The sequence below is a fragment of the Novosphingobium pentaromativorans US6-1 genome (assembly GCF_000767465.1).
Lineage (GTDB): Bacteria > Pseudomonadota > Alphaproteobacteria > Sphingomonadales > Sphingomonadaceae > Novosphingobium > Novosphingobium pentaromativorans.
Genome location: NZ_CP009291.1, coordinates 3,226,007 through 3,241,865 on the forward strand (window position 1 = coordinate 3,226,007; position 15,859 = coordinate 3,241,865).

Here is a 15,859-nt window from a genome sequence, read left to right on the forward strand (position 1 = left end):
CCCCGCCAGACACATGCACCGACCTGATCGTCAGGCGAATTCCTTGAGGGCTTCCACAAGGGTTTCGCCGAGCAGCGAGGGGCTGGCCGCAACGCGGATGCCAGCATCTTCCATGGCTGCGATCTTGTCTTCGGCGCCGCCCTGGCCGCCCGAGACGATGGCACCGGCGTGGCCCATGCGGCGTCCCGGAGGAGCGGTGCGGCCCGCGATGAAGCCGGCCATGGGCTTCTTGCGGCCGCGCTTGGCCTCGTCCTTGAGGAACTGCGCGGCTTCTTCTTCGGCCGAGCCGCCGATTTCACCGATCATGATGATCGACTTGGTCTCGTCGTCGGCGAGGAAGAGTTCGAGCACGTCGATGAAGTTGGTGCCGTTGACCGGGTCGCCGCCGATGCCGACAGCGGTGGTCTGGCCGAGGCCGGCATTGGTGGTCTGGAACACGGCTTCGTAGGTCAGCGTGCCCGAGCGCGAGACCACGCCGACCGAACCCTTCGAGAAGATGTTGGCGGGCATGATGCCGATCTTGCATTCACCGGGGGTGAGCAGGCCGGGGCAGTTGGGGCCGATGAGGCGCGACTTCGAACCGGTCAGGGCGCGCTTGACGCGAACCATGTCGAGAACCGGAACGCCCTCGGTGATGGCGACGATCAGTTCGATCTCGGCATCGATGGCTTCGAGGATCGCGTCGGCACAGCCCGAGGGCGGAACGTAGACGCACGAGGCATTGGCGCCGGTCACGGCCTTGGCTTCGGCAACCGTGTCGAACTGGGGCAGGCCGAGGTGTTCGGTGCCGCCCTTGCCGGGGGTGACGCCGGCAACCATCTGCGTGCCGTAGTCGAGCGCGGCCTGGGTGTGGAAGCTGCCGGTCTTGCCGGTCATCCCCTGGGTGATGACCTTGGTATTCTTGTCGACGAGAATGGACATGGATCTTTTCCTGTTCCTGATCGTGGAAGCAGCCTGATCGGCTGGGGAGGTTCCAAGAAACTATTTGCGCCGTGCGATACTGGCGAGATTGTCAGGCCCGCATCGCACGACGGCTATTTCCTCAGGCCAGCGAGCCGTCGATGCCCTTGCAGGCTACCAGCAGTTCCTTGACCGCGTCGATCGAGACCTGCAGGCCTGCCTTGGCCTTCTCGTCGAGCGAGATCTCGATGACTTCCTCGACGCCGTCCTTGCCGATCTTCACCGGCACGCCGACGTAGAGACCGTCGACGCCGTACTGGCCTTCGAGGTAGGCGGCGCAGGGCAGGATGCGCTTCTGGTCGCCGAGGTAGGATTCAGCCATGGCAATGGCGGAAGCGGCCGGAGCGTAGAAGGCCGAGCCGGTCTTGAGCAGGCCGACGATCTCGCCGCCGCCGTTGGCCGTGCGCTTGACGATCTCGTCGATGCGCTCCTGGGTCGACTTGCCCATCTTGATGAGGTCGGGAACGGGGATGCCCTTGACGGTCGAGTACTCGACGACAGGGACCATGGTGTCGCCGTGGCCGCCCAGCACGAAGCTGGTGACGTCGCGCACCGAAACGCCGAATTCCCAGGCGAGGAAGGTCGAGAAGCGCGCCGAGTCCAGCACGCCGGCCATGCCGACGACCTTGCTGTGGGGCAGGCCGGAGAATTCGCGCAGCGCCCAGACCATCGCGTCGAGCGGGTTGGTGATGCAGATCACGAAAGCGTCGGGAGCGTACTGCTTGATGCCTTCGCCGACCGACTTCATCACCTTGAGGTTGATGCCCAGCAGGTCGTCGCGGCTCATGCCCGGCTTGCGGGGAACGCCAGCGGTGACGATGATGACGTCGGCGCCGGCGATGTCGGCGTAGTCATTGGTGCCGGTGATGGCGGCGTCGAAGCCTTCGACGGGACCGCACTGCGACAGGTCGAGAGCCTTGCCCTGGGGGATGCCTTCGGCGATGTCGAACAGGACGATGTCGCCCAGTTCCTTCTGCGCAGCGAGGTGCGCGAGGGTGCCGCCGATGTTGCCGGCGCCGATAAGGGCAATCTTCTTACGAGCCATGATGCGTGCTTGTCCTTCCCAATGGCGGGACCTCGGACGTGAAAGGCGGCCTGCTTTGTCCCGCATAAGGCAGGTGCCGTCAGTTGCGAAGCGGGCCCTACGCCCCTCGCACCGACATTGCAACCGCGAAACGACGCGGGCAGGGCGCAAGCGGGCACTTTTAATTGATAATAGTTCGCAATTGCAATAGTGGCGATAAAACAGGGCCGCCAGGCGCGGATTTTCAACGATTTGGCAAGGTTTGCGTAAGTCTTGCGCGGCGCGGGACATGTCTCTCACCGAAGCCTGGGCATTGCAAGAGGCTCGGGGCGAATCGCCGGAAGGGCAAGATGCGCGGACTTGAGGGGCTTGCGCGCCGTCGCGATTCGGAGCGGCTGCGCTCACCCCACACGCACCGCTCATCCCGAGCCTGGCGAAGGATCGGTATCGCGCGCGGCATTACCTGCGACGATGGGGTGCGGCCGTCTCGCCGCCGCAGGATCAGCCGTGGCGGGCGATCTTGCGCGCCAGGGCGTCGGCCATGCGGCGATCGAGCTGGCGGCAGATCGAGATCCACCAGCGGCACGCCTCCTCGTCGCTGGCGGCCTTGGCGGCTTCCGCGTTCTCGCGCGCATGGGCAGCGGCCGAGAGGCCGTGGCGGGCGAAGTGGCGCAGGGCCTCGGTCAACATCCGCTGGTCGTTCGCCGCCTGCATCGGCAGGTGCATCTGTTCCGAATAGGCAGCGATGGCGCGGCGGGCGGAGCCGCCGAGAATGGGTCTGCAGCCATTGTCGTTGACTGCGCCCAGGGGGGCGGAGGGGCACAGGGCACGCACAATCGCTGGACTTTTTCCGCCATAGGCAGCGGAGAAGCGGATCGTCATGTCAGGCGGGCCCTTTGTGTCGTTGTTCTGATCGGCACCCTTATGACGATGATGCTCTAAGTGTTTGTAATGGCCTATGGTTGCCGAATTCTTGCCATGGCCCCACGGTGCCCCGAAAGGAGACAGATCGCGCCGGGTCAGGTGCCCGGCTGGGCGATCCAGCGGCCGCTATTGGCGTATTGCGGCTTGATGTCGCCGGTTTCGGGCAGCTTCTGCGCCCGGTAGAGTGCTTCGCCGCCGCGTTCGCGAATGGCGCTGGAATAGATCGGCGCGGGCGCGGTCTTGGCGGCGGCTGTCTCGATCGGGCTTGCCGCGGCAGTCGGCGCTGCCCCTTGTGCATCGAACTTGCGCTGGATCGCCACCGGATCGAGCGTGTCTGCCGCCGCCATGGTGGGCGAAGCGGTGTCGCGGGGGTGCGGTGCGGCTGCCGGTTCGCCGCCCAGGTAGGCGAAGCGGAAGGCGCCCGGGCGGCCCGCCGCGCCATGGAAACTGTAGAAGCGATGCGCCCCGATGGTGCCGAGGTATTCGAGGCTCGCAGCCCAGTAGGGATGGACCTGCACGGTGTGGTAATGCGTCGCCAGGCCGACCGGGGCATAGACGTAGCCCGTCAGCGCGGCGCGGGCGACCTGCATCGCCCGGTCCCAGAAATAGCGCGAAGGTTTGCGTGCGAGCGAGCCGTCGCAGGTGAACGAGAACTGGCAGCCGGTGGAGCGTTCCGATCCTTCGTAGACCACGCCGCACACGGTATTGGGATAGGCCGGGTGGGCCACCCGGTTGAGCACGACCTGCGCAACCGCACGCTGGCCGGCTTCGGCCTCGCTTGCGGCTTCATAGTATATGGCGGCGGTCATGCACTGCAGCGCGCGGGTGCGGTCGATGCCGCTGGCATCGATGGTGAGCGGGCGGGCAGGGGCGCGGGCTTCAGGGGCCGGTGCGTCCGCGTCCCCGGCGTCGGAATGGATGCCTTCGCCCACCTGCAGGGGCGCGGCTTCCTGTTCGAGGTAATAGAAGGCGGAGCCGGGAAAACTCGATCCGGCGCGCTCGAAGGGCATCGGCTCGGGGGTCTGCGCCTCGGCCGTGGCAGCGGCGATGGTGAAGCGGTCCCAGTGTCCCGGTGAGGCGAAGGCGGGCAGGGCGATGGCGGCAAGGCCTGCAGCGGCCACGCTCCAGCGCCGCTGCAGATGGGCGCGGTGCGCATGCCGGTTCCTGCGCCCGCGCTCGAACCGGGCCGCGAAGTCGCGCGGGCGCGCCTCGCTTTCGCCGATCAGGGCCATCAGGGCAGGTGGCTCGGTCACTCGGTTCCTTTCGCTCGCCTTGTCAAAGTGCGCACCGTCAATGTGCGCCACTTCAACGTGCGCCCCGTCAACGTGGCTCGTCGGCGCATCCTGCGCCTAACCCGCCTATCGATCCGGCGCATCCGCTCCGTGGTCGCCGTCCCGAAGCGACACACCGCCGCCTTGTAGCCTTAACCGGTAAACAAACCGGTTGCGCGGGCAGGTACTTGCGCGGCCGTGCTTGCAAAGCCTGCAACACCGCAGTATCCGCCCGGCCACGTCACGGGTTGTCCGGCTTGCCGGACCTAAGAGGGAAGCCGGTTCGATTCCGGCGCTGTCCCCGCAACTGTGACCGGGGAGTTCCGTCCCGATTGGCCACTGGCGTCTTGTCACAAGGATGCCGGGAAGGTGGGGCGGCGCTATGATCCGGGAGCCAGGAGACCTGCCAGTGATGGTCGTTCCGCGCCGGGCGGGTTGGACCGGAATGCAGCGAGTCATGCGCCGTGAAGGCGCGGCCTCAGCCACGAGCGACGCTTCGTTCAGGTTGGAGGTTTGTACGTGAAGTATCTGTATCTGCTCGGCACCGCGCTTGCCGTGTCCACACCCGCTCTTGTTTCCCCCGCTCTTGCCGATGAGGCCGATGTCGCGCCGTTCGTTCCGCTGGGCGACGCGATCACGGTGATCGCGACCGGCAGCGCGCTGCGCGTCGATCAGGCGGGGCAGCCCGTCAGCGTCGTCGGCAGCGAGGAGATCGATTCCATCCAGGGGCCGGACGTCGCCCGCGTGCTGGAGCGCCTGCCGGGCGTGACCTTCAGCCGTAACGGCAGCATCGGCGGGACGACGAGCCTGTTCGTGCGCGGCGCCAATTCCCAGCAGCTTCTGGTGCTGGTCGACGGCCTGCGCGTTGCGGACATTGCCGCGCCCAGCGGCGGGTTCGATTTCGGCAACCTGATGACCGGGCCGGTCGGCAGGGTCGAACTGCTGCGCGGTTCGAACTCGGTCGTCTGGGGATCGGAAGCCATCGGCGGCGTGCTGGCGATCACCAGCCGCGACGTCAACGGCGTCGAGGGCTCGGCAGAGTATGGCGCGCGCGACAGCTTCGACGGGCAGGTTTCGGCCGGGCTTTCCGGCGAGACTTACGGCGTCAACCTCAACGGCGGTTACATGCGCACCGATGGCATCAGCCAGGCGGCGTCCGGTACCGAGGCCGACGGCTTCAGGCAGTGGCGGGCCGGTGGCCGTGCCCACGTCGATCTGGTGCCGGGCCTTACCGCCAGCGTGGTGGGCCGCTTTACCGATGGCACGCTCGACCTCGATGGCTATCCTGCGCCCGATTACACTTTCGCCGATACGCCCGAGTACCAGAAGACCCGCGAGCTGGGCGGCCGCGCGGGGCTGACGTGGACCGGTGATGCGCTCACGCTCGATGCAGGCTATCAGGTTTCGGACACCCGCCGCCGTTACTACGACCCGACGATCTCGGACCAGTTCAATTCCGAAACGCAGGGCCGCAGCGAAAGGGCGGAACTGAGCGGCTCCTACGACGCCACCGATGCCGTCCGGCTCGACTTCGGGGGCGCCCATGAATGGTCGCACATCAAGTCCGACGATTTCCTCTACGGCTCGCGCATTCGCGCCGACGCGGAACTGACGAGCGTGCACGGCCTGCTCGGCTACTACGGCAATCTGTTCAGCCTGGCCGCGGGCGTGCGCTACGACGACCACTCCAATTTCGGCGACAAGTGGACCTTCGGTGCCAACGGCAGCGTCACCGTGGCGGCGGGCTGGCGCATCCGTGCCTCCTACGGCGAAGGCTTCAAGGTGCCCACGCTCTATCAGCTGTTCTCCGAATACGGCAATCCCGACCTGATGCCCGAGCGCAGCCGCAGCTACGATGCCGGGATCGAGTATGGCGACCGCAACGGCCCGCTGCACTTCGCGGTCACCGGCTTTCGCCGCGACAGCCGCAACCTGATCGACTACGTCTCGTGCTTCGGATCGAGCGATGCGCTTTGCGGGGATGGCCGCTACGGGTTCTATGCCAATGTCGGGAAGGCCCGCGCAACCGGCGCCGAGATCGAGTTGGGCGCCCGGGTTTCCGAGCGCTTGCGTGCCGGCGCGGTCTATACTTACGTCAAGTCGGTGAACCGCACGGCCGGCGATCTCAACCGGGGCAACGACCTTGCCCGCCGTCCGCGCAATGCGCTCACCGTCTCGGCCGACTGGGACGCGCCGCTTGAAGGGCTGACGCTGGGCGGCGATATCCGCATGGTGTCCGACAGCTACAACGACAATTACAATCTGACCCCGCTGGACGGCTACGTGACCGCGACCTTGCGGGCGAGCTACACGATAGCGCAGCGCTACGAAGTCTTCGCGCGCATCGAGAACGTGACCGATGCCGATTACGCGACGGTCTCGGGCTACGGCACGCCGGGCCGCTCGGCCTATGCCGGGGTTCGGGTGAAGATGTGACCCTGTCGCTTCCCCCGCAGTCCGGGAGGACCGGAGGGAAGCATCTGGCGCGGGCCCTGGTCCGCGCCGGGGTCCTTGCGCTGGCATGGGCCTGCATATCGGGTTGCGGGGGCGGCCATTCCGGGGCCGCCCCGCTTGCCGCGCCGGGCGATCCGGCCTACCCGACCATCGTCTCGCTCAATCCCTGCACCGATGCGATCCTGGCCGAAGTGACCGGGCCGGGCCAGTTGCTGGCGATCTCGGGCTACAGCCACGATGCCCAGTCCACTTCGATGGACCTTGCCAAGGCGCGCCGTTACCGCGCGGTCTCGGGCACGGTCGAGGAAGTCGCCGCCATCGGCCCGAAAGTGGTTGTCGCCAGCAGTTTCCTGCCGCCCGCCACGGCCAGCGCGCTCGACGAGCTGGGCTTCAAGGTGGTGCAGATGCCGATTGCGCCGGACCTTGAGGCTGCGCGCGGCCAGATCCGGGAACTTGCGGGCCTCACCGGCCATCCCGAACTGGGCAAGCGCCTGATCGGCCGGATCGACGAGGCGCTGGCCCGCGCCGCGCCGCCCCGGGGCGCCACGCCCGTACCGGCGCTGGTCTGGGAATCGGCAGGGCTGGTCGCAGGTGACGACACCCTGATCGTTGACATGATGAAGCACACCGGCTTTACGAACGCGGCCAGTGCACGCGGGCTTTCGCAGGCCGATTTCCTGCCGCTCGAGAAAGTACTGGCCGATCCGCCGCGCGTCGTCTTCGCAGTTGGCAATCCGCTGGCCGAAGAGGACCGCATGCTGCATCACCCCGCTCTCGCGAGCCTGAGCCGCATGAAGCGTTTTCCGCTCGATCGTTCGATCCTCTGGTGCGGCGGCCCGACGATCCCGCGCGCCATCGACGCGCTCGGACGCGCCCGGCGCGAGCTGGACCGGCAGGACGCGGCGATCCGGACGGCACGGGTGCGATGAACCCGCGCCTCGTCCTCCTGCTGCTGGCCGGCCTGCTGGTGGCCGTGCCGCTTTCACTGCTCGCCGGACGCGTGTGGATCGATCCCTTTTCGCCGACGGCGCACAATGCTTCGATCATCCTCATCCAGCTGCGTCTGCCGCGCGCGGTGCTGGCGCTGGCGGTGGGCGCGGGGCTGGGCGCTGCCGGAGCCGCGATGCAGGGCTTCCTGCGCAATCCGCTGGCCGACCCCGGTCTCTTCGGCATTGCACCGGGCGCAGCGCTGGGCGCGGTGCTCAGCTTCTGGACCGGCTATGCCGCCTCGCCGTGGCTGCTGCCGGTCTTCGCGCTTGCCGGGGCCTGCGGAGCGATGACGCTGCTGGCACTGATCGCCGGTCGCAGCGGCGGCGTCGCGCTGTTCACGCTGGCGGGCCTGATGGTCTCCAGCCTTGCCGGCGCGCTGATGAGCCTTGCGATCAGCCTGAGCCCATCGCCCTTCGCCATGACCGAGATTGTCACCTGGACGATGGGCTCGCTTGCCGACCGCTCCTGGCGCGAAGTCTGGATCGCCCTGCCGCTTACCGCCGCGGGGATCGGCGTGCTCCTGGCCGCCGGACGCAGCCTCAATGCCCTGACGCTGGGCGAAGCCGCGGCGCGCTCGCTGGGGGTCGAGCCGTTCCGGCTGCAGGCGATGATGATCATCGGCATCGGCCTGACGGTCGGCTCGGGCGTGGCAGTGGCCGGGATCATCGGTTTCGTCGGCCTGATGGTGCCCCACCTGGTGCGCCCCTTTACCGACCACCGCCCGTCCTCGCTGATCGTCCCGAGCGCGCTGGCAGGCGCGCTGCTTTTGCTCATTTCCGATTGCCTGTGCCGCGTGCTGCCATTGGCCGGGGGCGAACTGCGTCTCGGCATCGCCCTCAGCCTGCTCGGGACGCCGTTCTTCCTGCACCTGCTGCTCAAGATGCGTCAGGAACTGGCATGAGCCTTGGCGCCAGCAACCTGAGCGTGAAGAACCGGCTCGACGGTGTGTCCTTGCAGTGCCGTCGCGGGATGGTCACGGCGATCTGCGGCCCCAACGGCGCGGGCAAGTCGACGCTGCTTTCGTGCATGGCCGGGCTGCTGCGGCCCGATGTGGGCGATGTCCAGCTGGGCGGACGGCCCCTGTCGCAATGCTCGACGGCCCAGCGTGCGCAGTGGATCGGCTACCTCCCGCAGTCGCCCGAAGTGGCCTGGGACGTTTCGGTCGAAGTGCTGGTCTCGATCGGCCGCCTGCCGTGGAAGGATGCCCCGGCAAAGGAAGCGCAGGAAGCCATCGACGAGGCGATTGCCGCGATGGACCTTGAAGCCCTTCGCCATCGCCCGGTTTCGCGCCTGTCGGGCGGCGAGCGGGCGAGGGCCCTGATGGCGCGCGTGCTGGCGACCCGCCCCGGCTGGGTGCTGGCCGACGAGCCTTTCGCCAATCTCGATCTTGCCCATGCCGCCGCCCTGATGCGGCGCTTTCGCCAGCAGACTAAGGCCGGGCGCGGTGTCGTGCTGGTGCTGCACGACCTGGCGACGGCAATGAACCACGCCGATCAGGTGGTGGTGCTCAAGAACGGCAGGGTCGAGGCCGAGGGTCCGCCCGAGATTGCGCTGGCCCGCGAAGTGATCCACCGCGTCTGGAACTGCCCGGCACGCTGGCTGGGCGATCCGGGCGAGCGTGCCCTGTCGCTGGGGCAGCCTTCGCCCTTTACGCTGGACGCGCGCTAGGCCAGCCTTGGGGCCTGTCCTTCGGCAGGCTCAGGACGAGCGGGACCGGCCGCCATGCCGCAGCCCGGATTTCCTCCCCGTCTCGAGGGACCGCGCGGCGAGCTTGGGCGACATCGCGGTATCGACGGCATCGAGCGTGTCGTTGGTATTGGCCGAAACGAGCTGGCCGAACACGTTGCGCACGCGCGTCAGCAGGCTGCCGAGTGCAAGCGGGAGGGGGACTGTTTCATACACCATGCGCCCCCTGCGCCAGACGAACATTTGTTGCGTCGGCGGAAACTTGCGCAGGGGGCTGTCGATCCGGCGGTCAGCTCTTCTTGAAGTGTCCGCCGGACCAGACCTTCATCTCTTCGCCGCCTTCATTGTCGCGCACATGGTCGTCGCGCTCGCGATCGAAAATCAGCGAGCCGGTCCTGCGCGGATCGTTCTTGCGGCGATACGGGATCTCTTGTCCGATCTTGGTCGTGTCCATTGCGTTTTCTCCTCTCGCATGGAGGAGAACGTGCAGGGGCGCTGAAAGTTCCCGTCAGAGCGGCGCGGCCATGGCGGGAAGGCGCGATTCCACCGCGGCCTGGGCCAGCGTCTGCTTGTCCAGTTCGGCGAGGAAGGCATGCACCGCCCGGTCGAGCGGCGAGATCAGGCCGCAGTGGCGCTGCATGACGCACGATCCGCAGTCGGCGGGCTGCAGGTTCGGCTCGGTCAGGCGCACGACGTCGCCCAGCCGGATCTCGTCGGCCGGCCTGCCGAGGCGAAAGCCGCCGCCGCGACCGCGCAGGGTCTCCAGCAGGCCCGCGTTGCCCAGCGCATTGACCACTTTCATGGCATGGTTGCGCGAGATCGCATGGGCCTCGGCCACCTCCGCGATCGAGAGCAGGGCGTCTGGGTCCTGCGCCTGCGTCAACGCGGCGTGGAGCAGGATGCGCAAGGCGTAATCGGTGTGCGCGGTAAGGCGCAAGGCGGGTCTCCGAAATAATGATGCTTCCTATTTACATCTTTTAGCCGCGCTGTATAGATGCATCCAGTTTGCATCTTTTAGGGGATTCGTCATGGCTCAGCCGCTTTCCGAACAGACCGTCGCCATCGTCAAGGCCACCGCGCCCGTGCTGCAGGAGCACGGCGTCGCCATCACCACCCGCATGTACGAGCGCCTGTTCGTGAACGAGGAAGTGAAGGCGATGTTCGACCAGGCCGCGCAGGTTTCCGGCGAACAGCCGCGCCGACTTGCCGCCGCGATCCTTGCCTATGCGCAGAATGTGGACAAGCTGCAGAACCTCACCGCGCCGGTGCAGCGCATGGTCCAGCGCCATGTCGAGACCGGGGTGAAGGCCGAGCATTACCCTTACGTCGCCGATGCCCTGCTTCCGGCGATCCGCGACGTGCTGGGCGATGCCGCCAGCGACGAAGTGCTGGCCGCCTGGGGTGAGGCCTACTGGTTCCTGGCCGATATCCTGATCGGCAAGGAAGCCGACGCCTACGCCCAGCTCGAAGCGGCCGAGTAAGGCCGGGGCCTCAGCGCGAGCCGACCCCGCGGGCGAACTGCGCCTGCAGGTTGGCCAGCGTGCGCTCCGGGATCGGCGGCAGCTTGCTTGCGGCCTTGCCTTCGCGCAGGGCCGCGCGGTCGCGCTCGGTCGGTTCGACCACGCGCACCCGCACCGCCGCCTTGCCCCTGGCGCGCACGCCCAGCAGCTCGGCGGCCCCGCGCGAGAGGTCGATGATCCGCGCGCTTTCGCCGAAGGGCCCGCGATCGTTCACCCGCACGATAATGCGCTGACCGGTATCGAGCGAGGTAACCTCGACATAGCTGGGCAGCGGCAGCGTCTTGTGCGCGGCAGTCACCCAGTCGGGCCGGAAGCGTTCGCCATTGGCGGTCTGGTTGCCGGACTCGTTGCCGTACCACGTTGCATAACCGAGCATGTCGTAGTGCGGATCCGCGGCGGGCGTATAGGTCACGCCGCGGATCTTGTAGGGCGGGCCCACGCGCACCGGCGTGTCGCTGACGGGGCGGAACTTCACCCCGCCGCCACAGGCCGAAAGCGCAAGGACCAGCAGCGCGCTGATCGGAAGGCGCAGGCGCATGGTTATTGCCGCACGCCTTCGCTTCTGTCGCGGATCGCCTTGAACTCCGAGCCGGCCTTCCACTGCGGCCACTTGCCAGAGTTCGCCAGTTCCTCGCCGATGGTGCCGATCAGGTCGATGTCCTGCACGGCCCCGTCGAGGTTCCAGTCGCTCGACCATGCATCGCAGGCCTGGTGGTAGCAGTTGCCGGTATAGGCATCGATCCACGCCTGACCGGCCGCGGTGCCGCCCTGCTTGAGGTCAGCCGCCCCGGCAATGCCCATCAGCAGCATGACCGGCACCCCGCGCTTGGCGAAGGAGAAATGGTCGGCGCGGTAGAACAGCCCGCGCTCTGGCAGGCTTTCCTGCGTCACCGTGCGCCCCTGCGTGGCCGCGACGCGCGCCATGTCGTCCTCCAGTGTGTCCTGACCCTTGCCCACCAGCACGACGTCGTTCGCCGCGCCTGCCGTCTGCAGGATGTCGATGGCGAGGTTGGCGACCGTCTTTTCCATCGGATAGACCGGGTTGGCGGCATAGAACTCCGAACCGAGCAGCCCGCGTTCCTCGGCCGTCCACGCGGCGAAGACGACGCTGCGCTGCGGTGCGGGTTCGGCCTTCATGGCGCGGGCAATCTCGAACATCGCGGCGATGCCCAGCGCGTCGTCGTTGGCCCCGGCGCGGTAGATGCGCCCCTGCGCGTCGGGTTCGCCCTTGCCGTAGGCATCCCAGTGCGCGCCGAACATCACGACTTCGTCGGCGCGCGTCGTGCCCTCGATGCGCGCGAGCACGTTGTGGCTGGCGATCTGCTCGTGAGTTACCGGCACGTCGGCATCGAAAGTCACGCCCTTGAGCGGCACCGGCCGGAAATCGGGCCGCCGCGCCGCCGCCGATAGTTTGGCTAGGTCCAGCCCGGCGCTGGCGAACAGGCGCTTGGCCGCATCGCCAGATAGCCAGCCCTGCAGGGCCAGGCTTGTCAGGTCCTCGGTCTTGCGCACGATGTCGTAGTTCTCGCCGCCCGGACTGACGACGACGTTCCAGCCGTAGCCCGCGCCTTGCGTGTCGTGCACGATCAGCGCGCCCACCGCGCCCTGCCGCGCGGCTTCCTCGAACTTGTAGGTCCAGCGCCCGTAATAGGTCATCGTCCGGCCGCCGAACTTGCCTGCTGCCGGCTCGCCCTGCTTCGCGGCAAAGTCGGGATCGTTGACGAGGAAGACGACCACCTTGCCCTTCAGGTCCGCGCCCTTGAAGTCGTCCCAGCCGCGCTCGGGCGCATTCACGCCATAGCCGACGAAGACGACGGGCGCGTTCTCGATGGCGGCAATGTCGTCGGGCCGCACGGTGGAGACGTAAAGGTCCTTGGCCTGTTCGACCGGCATCGCGCCCTTGGGGCCGGTGAAGGCCAGGGTCCGCGCCTTTTCAAGCTTCGTGTGGAGCAGGGGGACGGTCTGCACCCACTGTCCGTCCGGACCGGCGGGTTGCAGGCCAAGGTCCTGGAACCGCGCGATCAGGTAGCCGATCGTGCGGTCCTCGCCCGCGGTGCCGGGCGCGCGGCCTTCGAAAGTATCGGAGGCAAGCGTCTTGACGTCGGCCGCGATCCGGTCGGCATCGACCGAGACTTTGGCAAGGGCAGGGTGGGAACTGGCAGCCAGCAGGGCTGCGGCGAGAACGGGGGGAAGTTTTCTCATGCCCCCATCTTAGGTTAGCCGCCCCGTGAGGCAAGCATCGGGCAGGCAGGACCGCCAGGCCTGCGCCGCCCGATGCCTGCCTCACGGGGTGACCGAAGGCAGGGAGCGTGCGAGCGTTCCCTGCCTTCCGGTTCAGTCGACCGTCCGGTGTGAAGGGGGTGGGCGGTCCTTCGGCGCCCGTTCCTCAGCGGGCCGCAATGGCGATCGATGTATCGAGCGCGGCGAGCCGGCTCGGATCGTCCCGGGCGGCAAGGCGCGCGGCCAGGATCGAATCGCGGTCGGCAAAGGCGCGTTGCAGCGACTGGTCGCGGCAGGTGTGGGTCATGGCAACTTCACGCGGGATACGGGCATCGGGCTGGCCGCAGACCGTCCTTACGGCAGCGGAAATGCGCACATTGAGCTTGTCGATGCCCTGGGGGGTATCGAGGTTGAGGTCATTGAAACGCACTTCGCGATGGGGAAGGCTGGACCAGGCGGTGTCCTTCACCACGACGTCGGCAAGCGAAGGAGTTGCGATGGCGAACATTGTCGCGGCGAGGATGGCGGCATGGATTCTCTTCATGGTTCGTCTCCTGACGATATGAGGCGCAGGGCAAGGACCGTCAGGCTCTGCAACCTGCGGCTCGAGAAGTTCCAGGCGACCCGGAATCGGTAGATGTGGCAAGATGCCCGACAAGACCTGAGCGCCGCGTGATATCCTCACTACGACGCTGAAATGATTTACAGAAGTCAGAAACCCCTCGACTCACCCCGGTATTGAAGCGCTGTCGGAAATAAAATTACTTGGAGTTACCGTTACTTGTAAAATTCGACTCGTCTTCTTGGTGTCCAGCGACATTTTTACGCGCATTCGCAGTATTGGGGAAGGGGGCGACTCAAGAGTTTGTTCGCTTGCATCCTGCGTGCGACAGGGCGCCAGCGTGTAAACCGGAAATTCACGGGCGCGGGGAAAGCTGGGCTGTGGCAGGACGCGCGATAGCGCGCATCGAGAGCTGGATTCCCGCCTGTGCGGGAATGTCGAAACAACATGGTTTCAGATCCGCTTTGTCGGCAAATCTGGTCACGATACCTTCACTTCGTCATCCCCGCGAAGGAGGGGACCCCGCTGCAGTTATCCTGGCATCTCTCGGGGGAACGGAGCAGCGCGCCCACAGTCGCGGGAGGCGACGACATTGTAATCGGGCTGCGCGGTTCAATGTCCCCTCGCACCGACATTTCGTACAGCTGAGCGGCGGCTTTTCAACATTTTAACCCGCTAACACTGTCGTCAATAGTCCGCTGTCGGCTTAGCGAATGACGCCTGAGCTATGCATAATCTAGATTTTGTTAGGGGGTGACGTGAACATTTCGAGGAGATCAATTTACCTTTCATGCCTTCTTTTGGGCGTTTCAGGTTGCGGTGGAGAAGAAAACAGTGGTTCGGCAAGCTCTCCCACACCCTCTGCGTCTCCTGCAGAAAATCCAAGCACTATGCCGACCTCGACGCCTGAGGTGACTGAAGAGTTTACATTCACAGAGCCGTTTTCGCTGGAAACCGATCTTGGATATTCGGTGGCGACCTTCAAAGGAAATGGCACATCCATTCTTGAAGGGGTGTCGATCTTTAAGGGCGATGACCGCGCTTACCTCACACTTCGTCTTGAACCCGACGCTATCACCTACGATTTTCCTAGAATAATTTCTGAAACTTATACCAGCGATACGCTGCAGAATGGTCCCATTTGGCGTATCTACGGCAAAAATGAAGACCGACTGATTATCGAGCATGATGCGAAGTCAGCCATTCTTGTGACTCGCCTTACAAAATCAAATAGTTCTTATTTTGGGCAGATCGGTGAACGAATTACCTATCGGCAAGCCATTTTTGGACGTGATGAGCCATTTGATATGCCGGCTAGGGACTTTTCAGATTACGAAGGGCGAGTATATGGCTATTTCGAATCGGAAAGCTTGGCCGATAAGCAGATTCTTGGAACCTGCAATTTTAATTATACGCCTTCCGTTAATAGATTGTCTGGGTCCGCAAGTTTTGTTTATCAATCTAAACAAGTAGCGACTATGTCGTTCGTGAGTTCTCTTGACCGAGAAAGCAAAACCTTTTCCGGAAATGTTGCCGACGCATCCACTGGCTACAGTGGAACGCTTCATGGCCGTTTCTTCAGTCCCAACTCATCAGTAGGTTTCGTATTTGAGGCACGTAATGCATCTGATGAAAAGGTGATTGGACACTGTTTGGGATCGCTTAAAGGCACGTGAATTCTTGAGGCTGACGCGCCCTCCCCTGTTCCCTTCCGCGGGCAGAAGGGGGGCTCTGACGTGTTGATGAGATGCGTGGTGGGGCTGTCGCGCGCATAAATGGATGTGCGCGACCTGATGGCGCTGAGTCAGGCCCGGTGCGGACAGGTAGGGGGCAGGGCGCTCCGGCGCCTCAGCGGCGGCAGCGTGAGTAGTAGCCGGCGCGGCAGGCGGCGACGTCTTCGCGCCAGTCGGCCATCGCGCGCTCGTAGTCGCGGCGGTCGGACTCGTAGTCGCGCATCTGCCGGGCATAGCGGCTTTCGCCATAGTCAGGTGAGCGCGGGGCGTCGTCGTAGGCGCGCCAGCCCTTGGCATATTGCGCGTCGCGCTTGCGCACGTAGTCGAGCTGTTCGCGGTTGAGGCGGCGGATCGTCGCCTTGTCGCGGGCGAGTTCCTCGGGCGTCAGTTTCTCGTACGGATCGTCCGCATGGACCGGACCGGACAATGTCGCCGCGGCCAGCGCCGCTGCGCACAGGAAACCAAAACGCTGCATGATCTTTTAGACCTTCACCTGAACCCTGCGCGCGTTTTGC

Annotated in this window: 17 protein-coding genes and 1 riboswitch; of the genes, 6 read left to right on the plus strand and 11 right to left on the minus strand. The window is 65.6% G+C overall.

Annotated elements, in window-relative coordinates:
- Nucleotides 1-30: 30 nt before the first annotated feature.
- The 4 genes from sucD to JI59_RS15085 form a co-directional block, all read right to left on the minus strand.
- Entirely contained in the window at nucleotides 31-921 is an 891-nt protein-coding gene (gene sucD / locus JI59_RS15070; RefSeq protein WP_007011829.1) for a succinate--CoA ligase subunit alpha, read from the minus strand.
- A 121-nt stretch (nucleotides 922-1,042) separates the two neighbouring features.
- The gene (gene mdh / locus JI59_RS15075) at nucleotides 1,043-2,005 is read right to left on the minus strand and encodes a malate dehydrogenase (protein WP_007011828.1); all 963 of its coding nucleotides are present in this window, start codon (nucleotides 2,003-2,005) and stop codon (nucleotides 1,043-1,045) included.
- Nucleotides 2,006-2,485: 480 nt separating this feature from the next.
- A complete protein-coding gene (locus JI59_RS15080) occupies nucleotides 2,486-2,866 on the minus strand; it encodes a hypothetical protein (RefSeq protein ID WP_007011827.1) in 381 nt (126 codons plus the stop codon).
- Between the two features lie 137 nt (nucleotides 2,867-3,003).
- On the minus strand, nucleotides 3,004-4,212 hold the full coding sequence (locus JI59_RS15085; protein WP_007011826.1) for a cell wall hydrolase: 1,209 nt from the start codon (nucleotides 4,210-4,212) through the stop codon (nucleotides 3,004-3,006).
- A gap of 195 nt (nucleotides 4,213-4,407) precedes the next feature.
- A riboswitch (cobalamin riboswitch) is annotated at nucleotides 4,408-4,604 on the plus strand.
- Nucleotides 4,605-4,698: 94 nt separating this feature from the next.
- Here JI59_RS15085 and JI59_RS15090 point away from each other — a divergent pair.
- Genes JI59_RS15090 through JI59_RS15105 form a run of 4 tightly spaced genes read left to right on the plus strand, consistent with a single transcriptional unit; the run spans nucleotide 4,699 to nucleotide 9,291 of the window.
- Nucleotides 4,699-6,615, plus strand: a complete 1,917-nt coding sequence (locus JI59_RS15090; RefSeq protein ID WP_007011824.1) for a TonB-dependent receptor plug domain-containing protein — start codon at nucleotides 4,699-4,701, stop codon at nucleotides 6,613-6,615.
- Nucleotides 6,612-7,562, plus strand: coding sequence for an ABC transporter substrate-binding protein (locus JI59_RS15095; RefSeq protein WP_007011823.1), 951 nt, complete (start codon nucleotides 6,612-6,614; stop codon nucleotides 7,560-7,562). The genes JI59_RS15090 and JI59_RS15095 overlap by 4 nt, the downstream gene beginning before the upstream one ends.
- On the plus strand, nucleotides 7,559-8,524 hold the full coding sequence (locus JI59_RS15100) for a FecCD family ABC transporter permease (protein ID WP_007011822.1): 966 nt from the start codon (nucleotides 7,559-7,561) through the stop codon (nucleotides 8,522-8,524). Before JI59_RS15095 ends, JI59_RS15100 begins: the two co-directional genes overlap by 4 nt.
- Nucleotides 8,521-9,291, plus strand: coding sequence for an ABC transporter ATP-binding protein (locus tag JI59_RS15105; RefSeq protein ID WP_007011821.1), 771 nt, complete (start codon nucleotides 8,521-8,523; stop codon nucleotides 9,289-9,291). Before JI59_RS15100 ends, JI59_RS15105 begins: the two co-directional genes overlap by 4 nt.
- Nucleotides 9,292-9,321: 30 nt before the next feature.
- On the opposite strand, the gene JI59_RS15110 is transcribed toward JI59_RS15105, so the two are convergent.
- The 3 genes from JI59_RS15110 to JI59_RS15115 all read right to left on the minus strand — a co-directional run bounded on the left by JI59_RS15110 (nucleotide 9,322) and on the right by JI59_RS15115 (nucleotide 10,246).
- A complete protein-coding gene (locus JI59_RS15110) occupies nucleotides 9,322-9,528 on the minus strand; it encodes a M3 family metallopeptidase (protein ID WP_138921281.1) in 207 nt (68 codons plus the stop codon).
- Nucleotides 9,529-9,598: 70 nt separating this feature from the next.
- Nucleotides 9,599-9,763 carry a hypothetical protein gene (locus JI59_RS27395; RefSeq protein WP_007011819.1) on the minus strand — a complete coding sequence of 55 codons (165 nt, stop codon included), beginning with the start codon at nucleotides 9,761-9,763 and terminating at the stop codon, nucleotides 9,599-9,601.
- Nucleotides 9,764-9,817: 54 nt separating this feature from the next.
- Entirely contained in the window at nucleotides 9,818-10,246 is a 429-nt protein-coding gene (locus JI59_RS15115; protein WP_007011818.1) for an Rrf2 family transcriptional regulator, read from the minus strand.
- 91 nt (nucleotides 10,247-10,337) lie between these two features.
- On the opposite strand from JI59_RS15115, the gene JI59_RS15120 reads away from it, so the two are divergent.
- A complete protein-coding gene (locus JI59_RS15120; protein WP_007011817.1) occupies nucleotides 10,338-10,790 on the plus strand; it encodes a globin domain-containing protein in 453 nt (150 codons plus the stop codon).
- Nucleotides 10,791-10,800: 10 nt separating this feature from the next.
- Here the strand turns inward: JI59_RS15120 and JI59_RS15125 are convergent, their stop codons facing one another.
- The 3 genes from JI59_RS15125 to JI59_RS15135 form a co-directional block, all read right to left on the minus strand.
- Nucleotides 10,801-11,367: a septal ring lytic transglycosylase RlpA family protein gene (locus JI59_RS15125; protein WP_007011816.1), complete on the minus strand. Its 567-nt coding sequence runs from the start codon at nucleotides 11,365-11,367 to the stop codon at nucleotides 10,801-10,803.
- A gap of 2 nt (nucleotides 11,368-11,369) precedes the next feature.
- Nucleotides 11,370-13,031 (minus strand): M28 family metallopeptidase, encoded by a 1,662-nt coding sequence (locus JI59_RS15130; protein WP_007011815.1) that lies wholly within the window; start codon nucleotides 13,029-13,031, stop codon nucleotides 11,370-11,372.
- Between the two features lie 184 nt (nucleotides 13,032-13,215).
- A complete protein-coding gene (locus JI59_RS15135; protein WP_007011814.1) occupies nucleotides 13,216-13,593 on the minus strand; it encodes a UrcA family protein in 378 nt (125 codons plus the stop codon).
- Nucleotides 13,594-14,369: 776 nt separating this feature from the next.
- Between JI59_RS15135 and JI59_RS26790 the strand changes: the two genes are divergently transcribed.
- Nucleotides 14,370-15,287, plus strand: coding sequence for a hypothetical protein (locus tag JI59_RS26790; protein ID WP_138921280.1), 918 nt, complete (start codon nucleotides 14,370-14,372; stop codon nucleotides 15,285-15,287).
- Nucleotides 15,288-15,459: 172 nt separating this feature from the next.
- On the opposite strand, the gene JI59_RS15140 is transcribed toward JI59_RS26790, so the two are convergent.
- Nucleotides 15,460-15,819 (minus strand): hypothetical protein, encoded by a 360-nt coding sequence (locus JI59_RS15140; RefSeq protein ID WP_007011811.1) that lies wholly within the window; start codon nucleotides 15,817-15,819, stop codon nucleotides 15,460-15,462.
- Nucleotides 15,820-15,859: the final 40 nt, after the last annotated feature.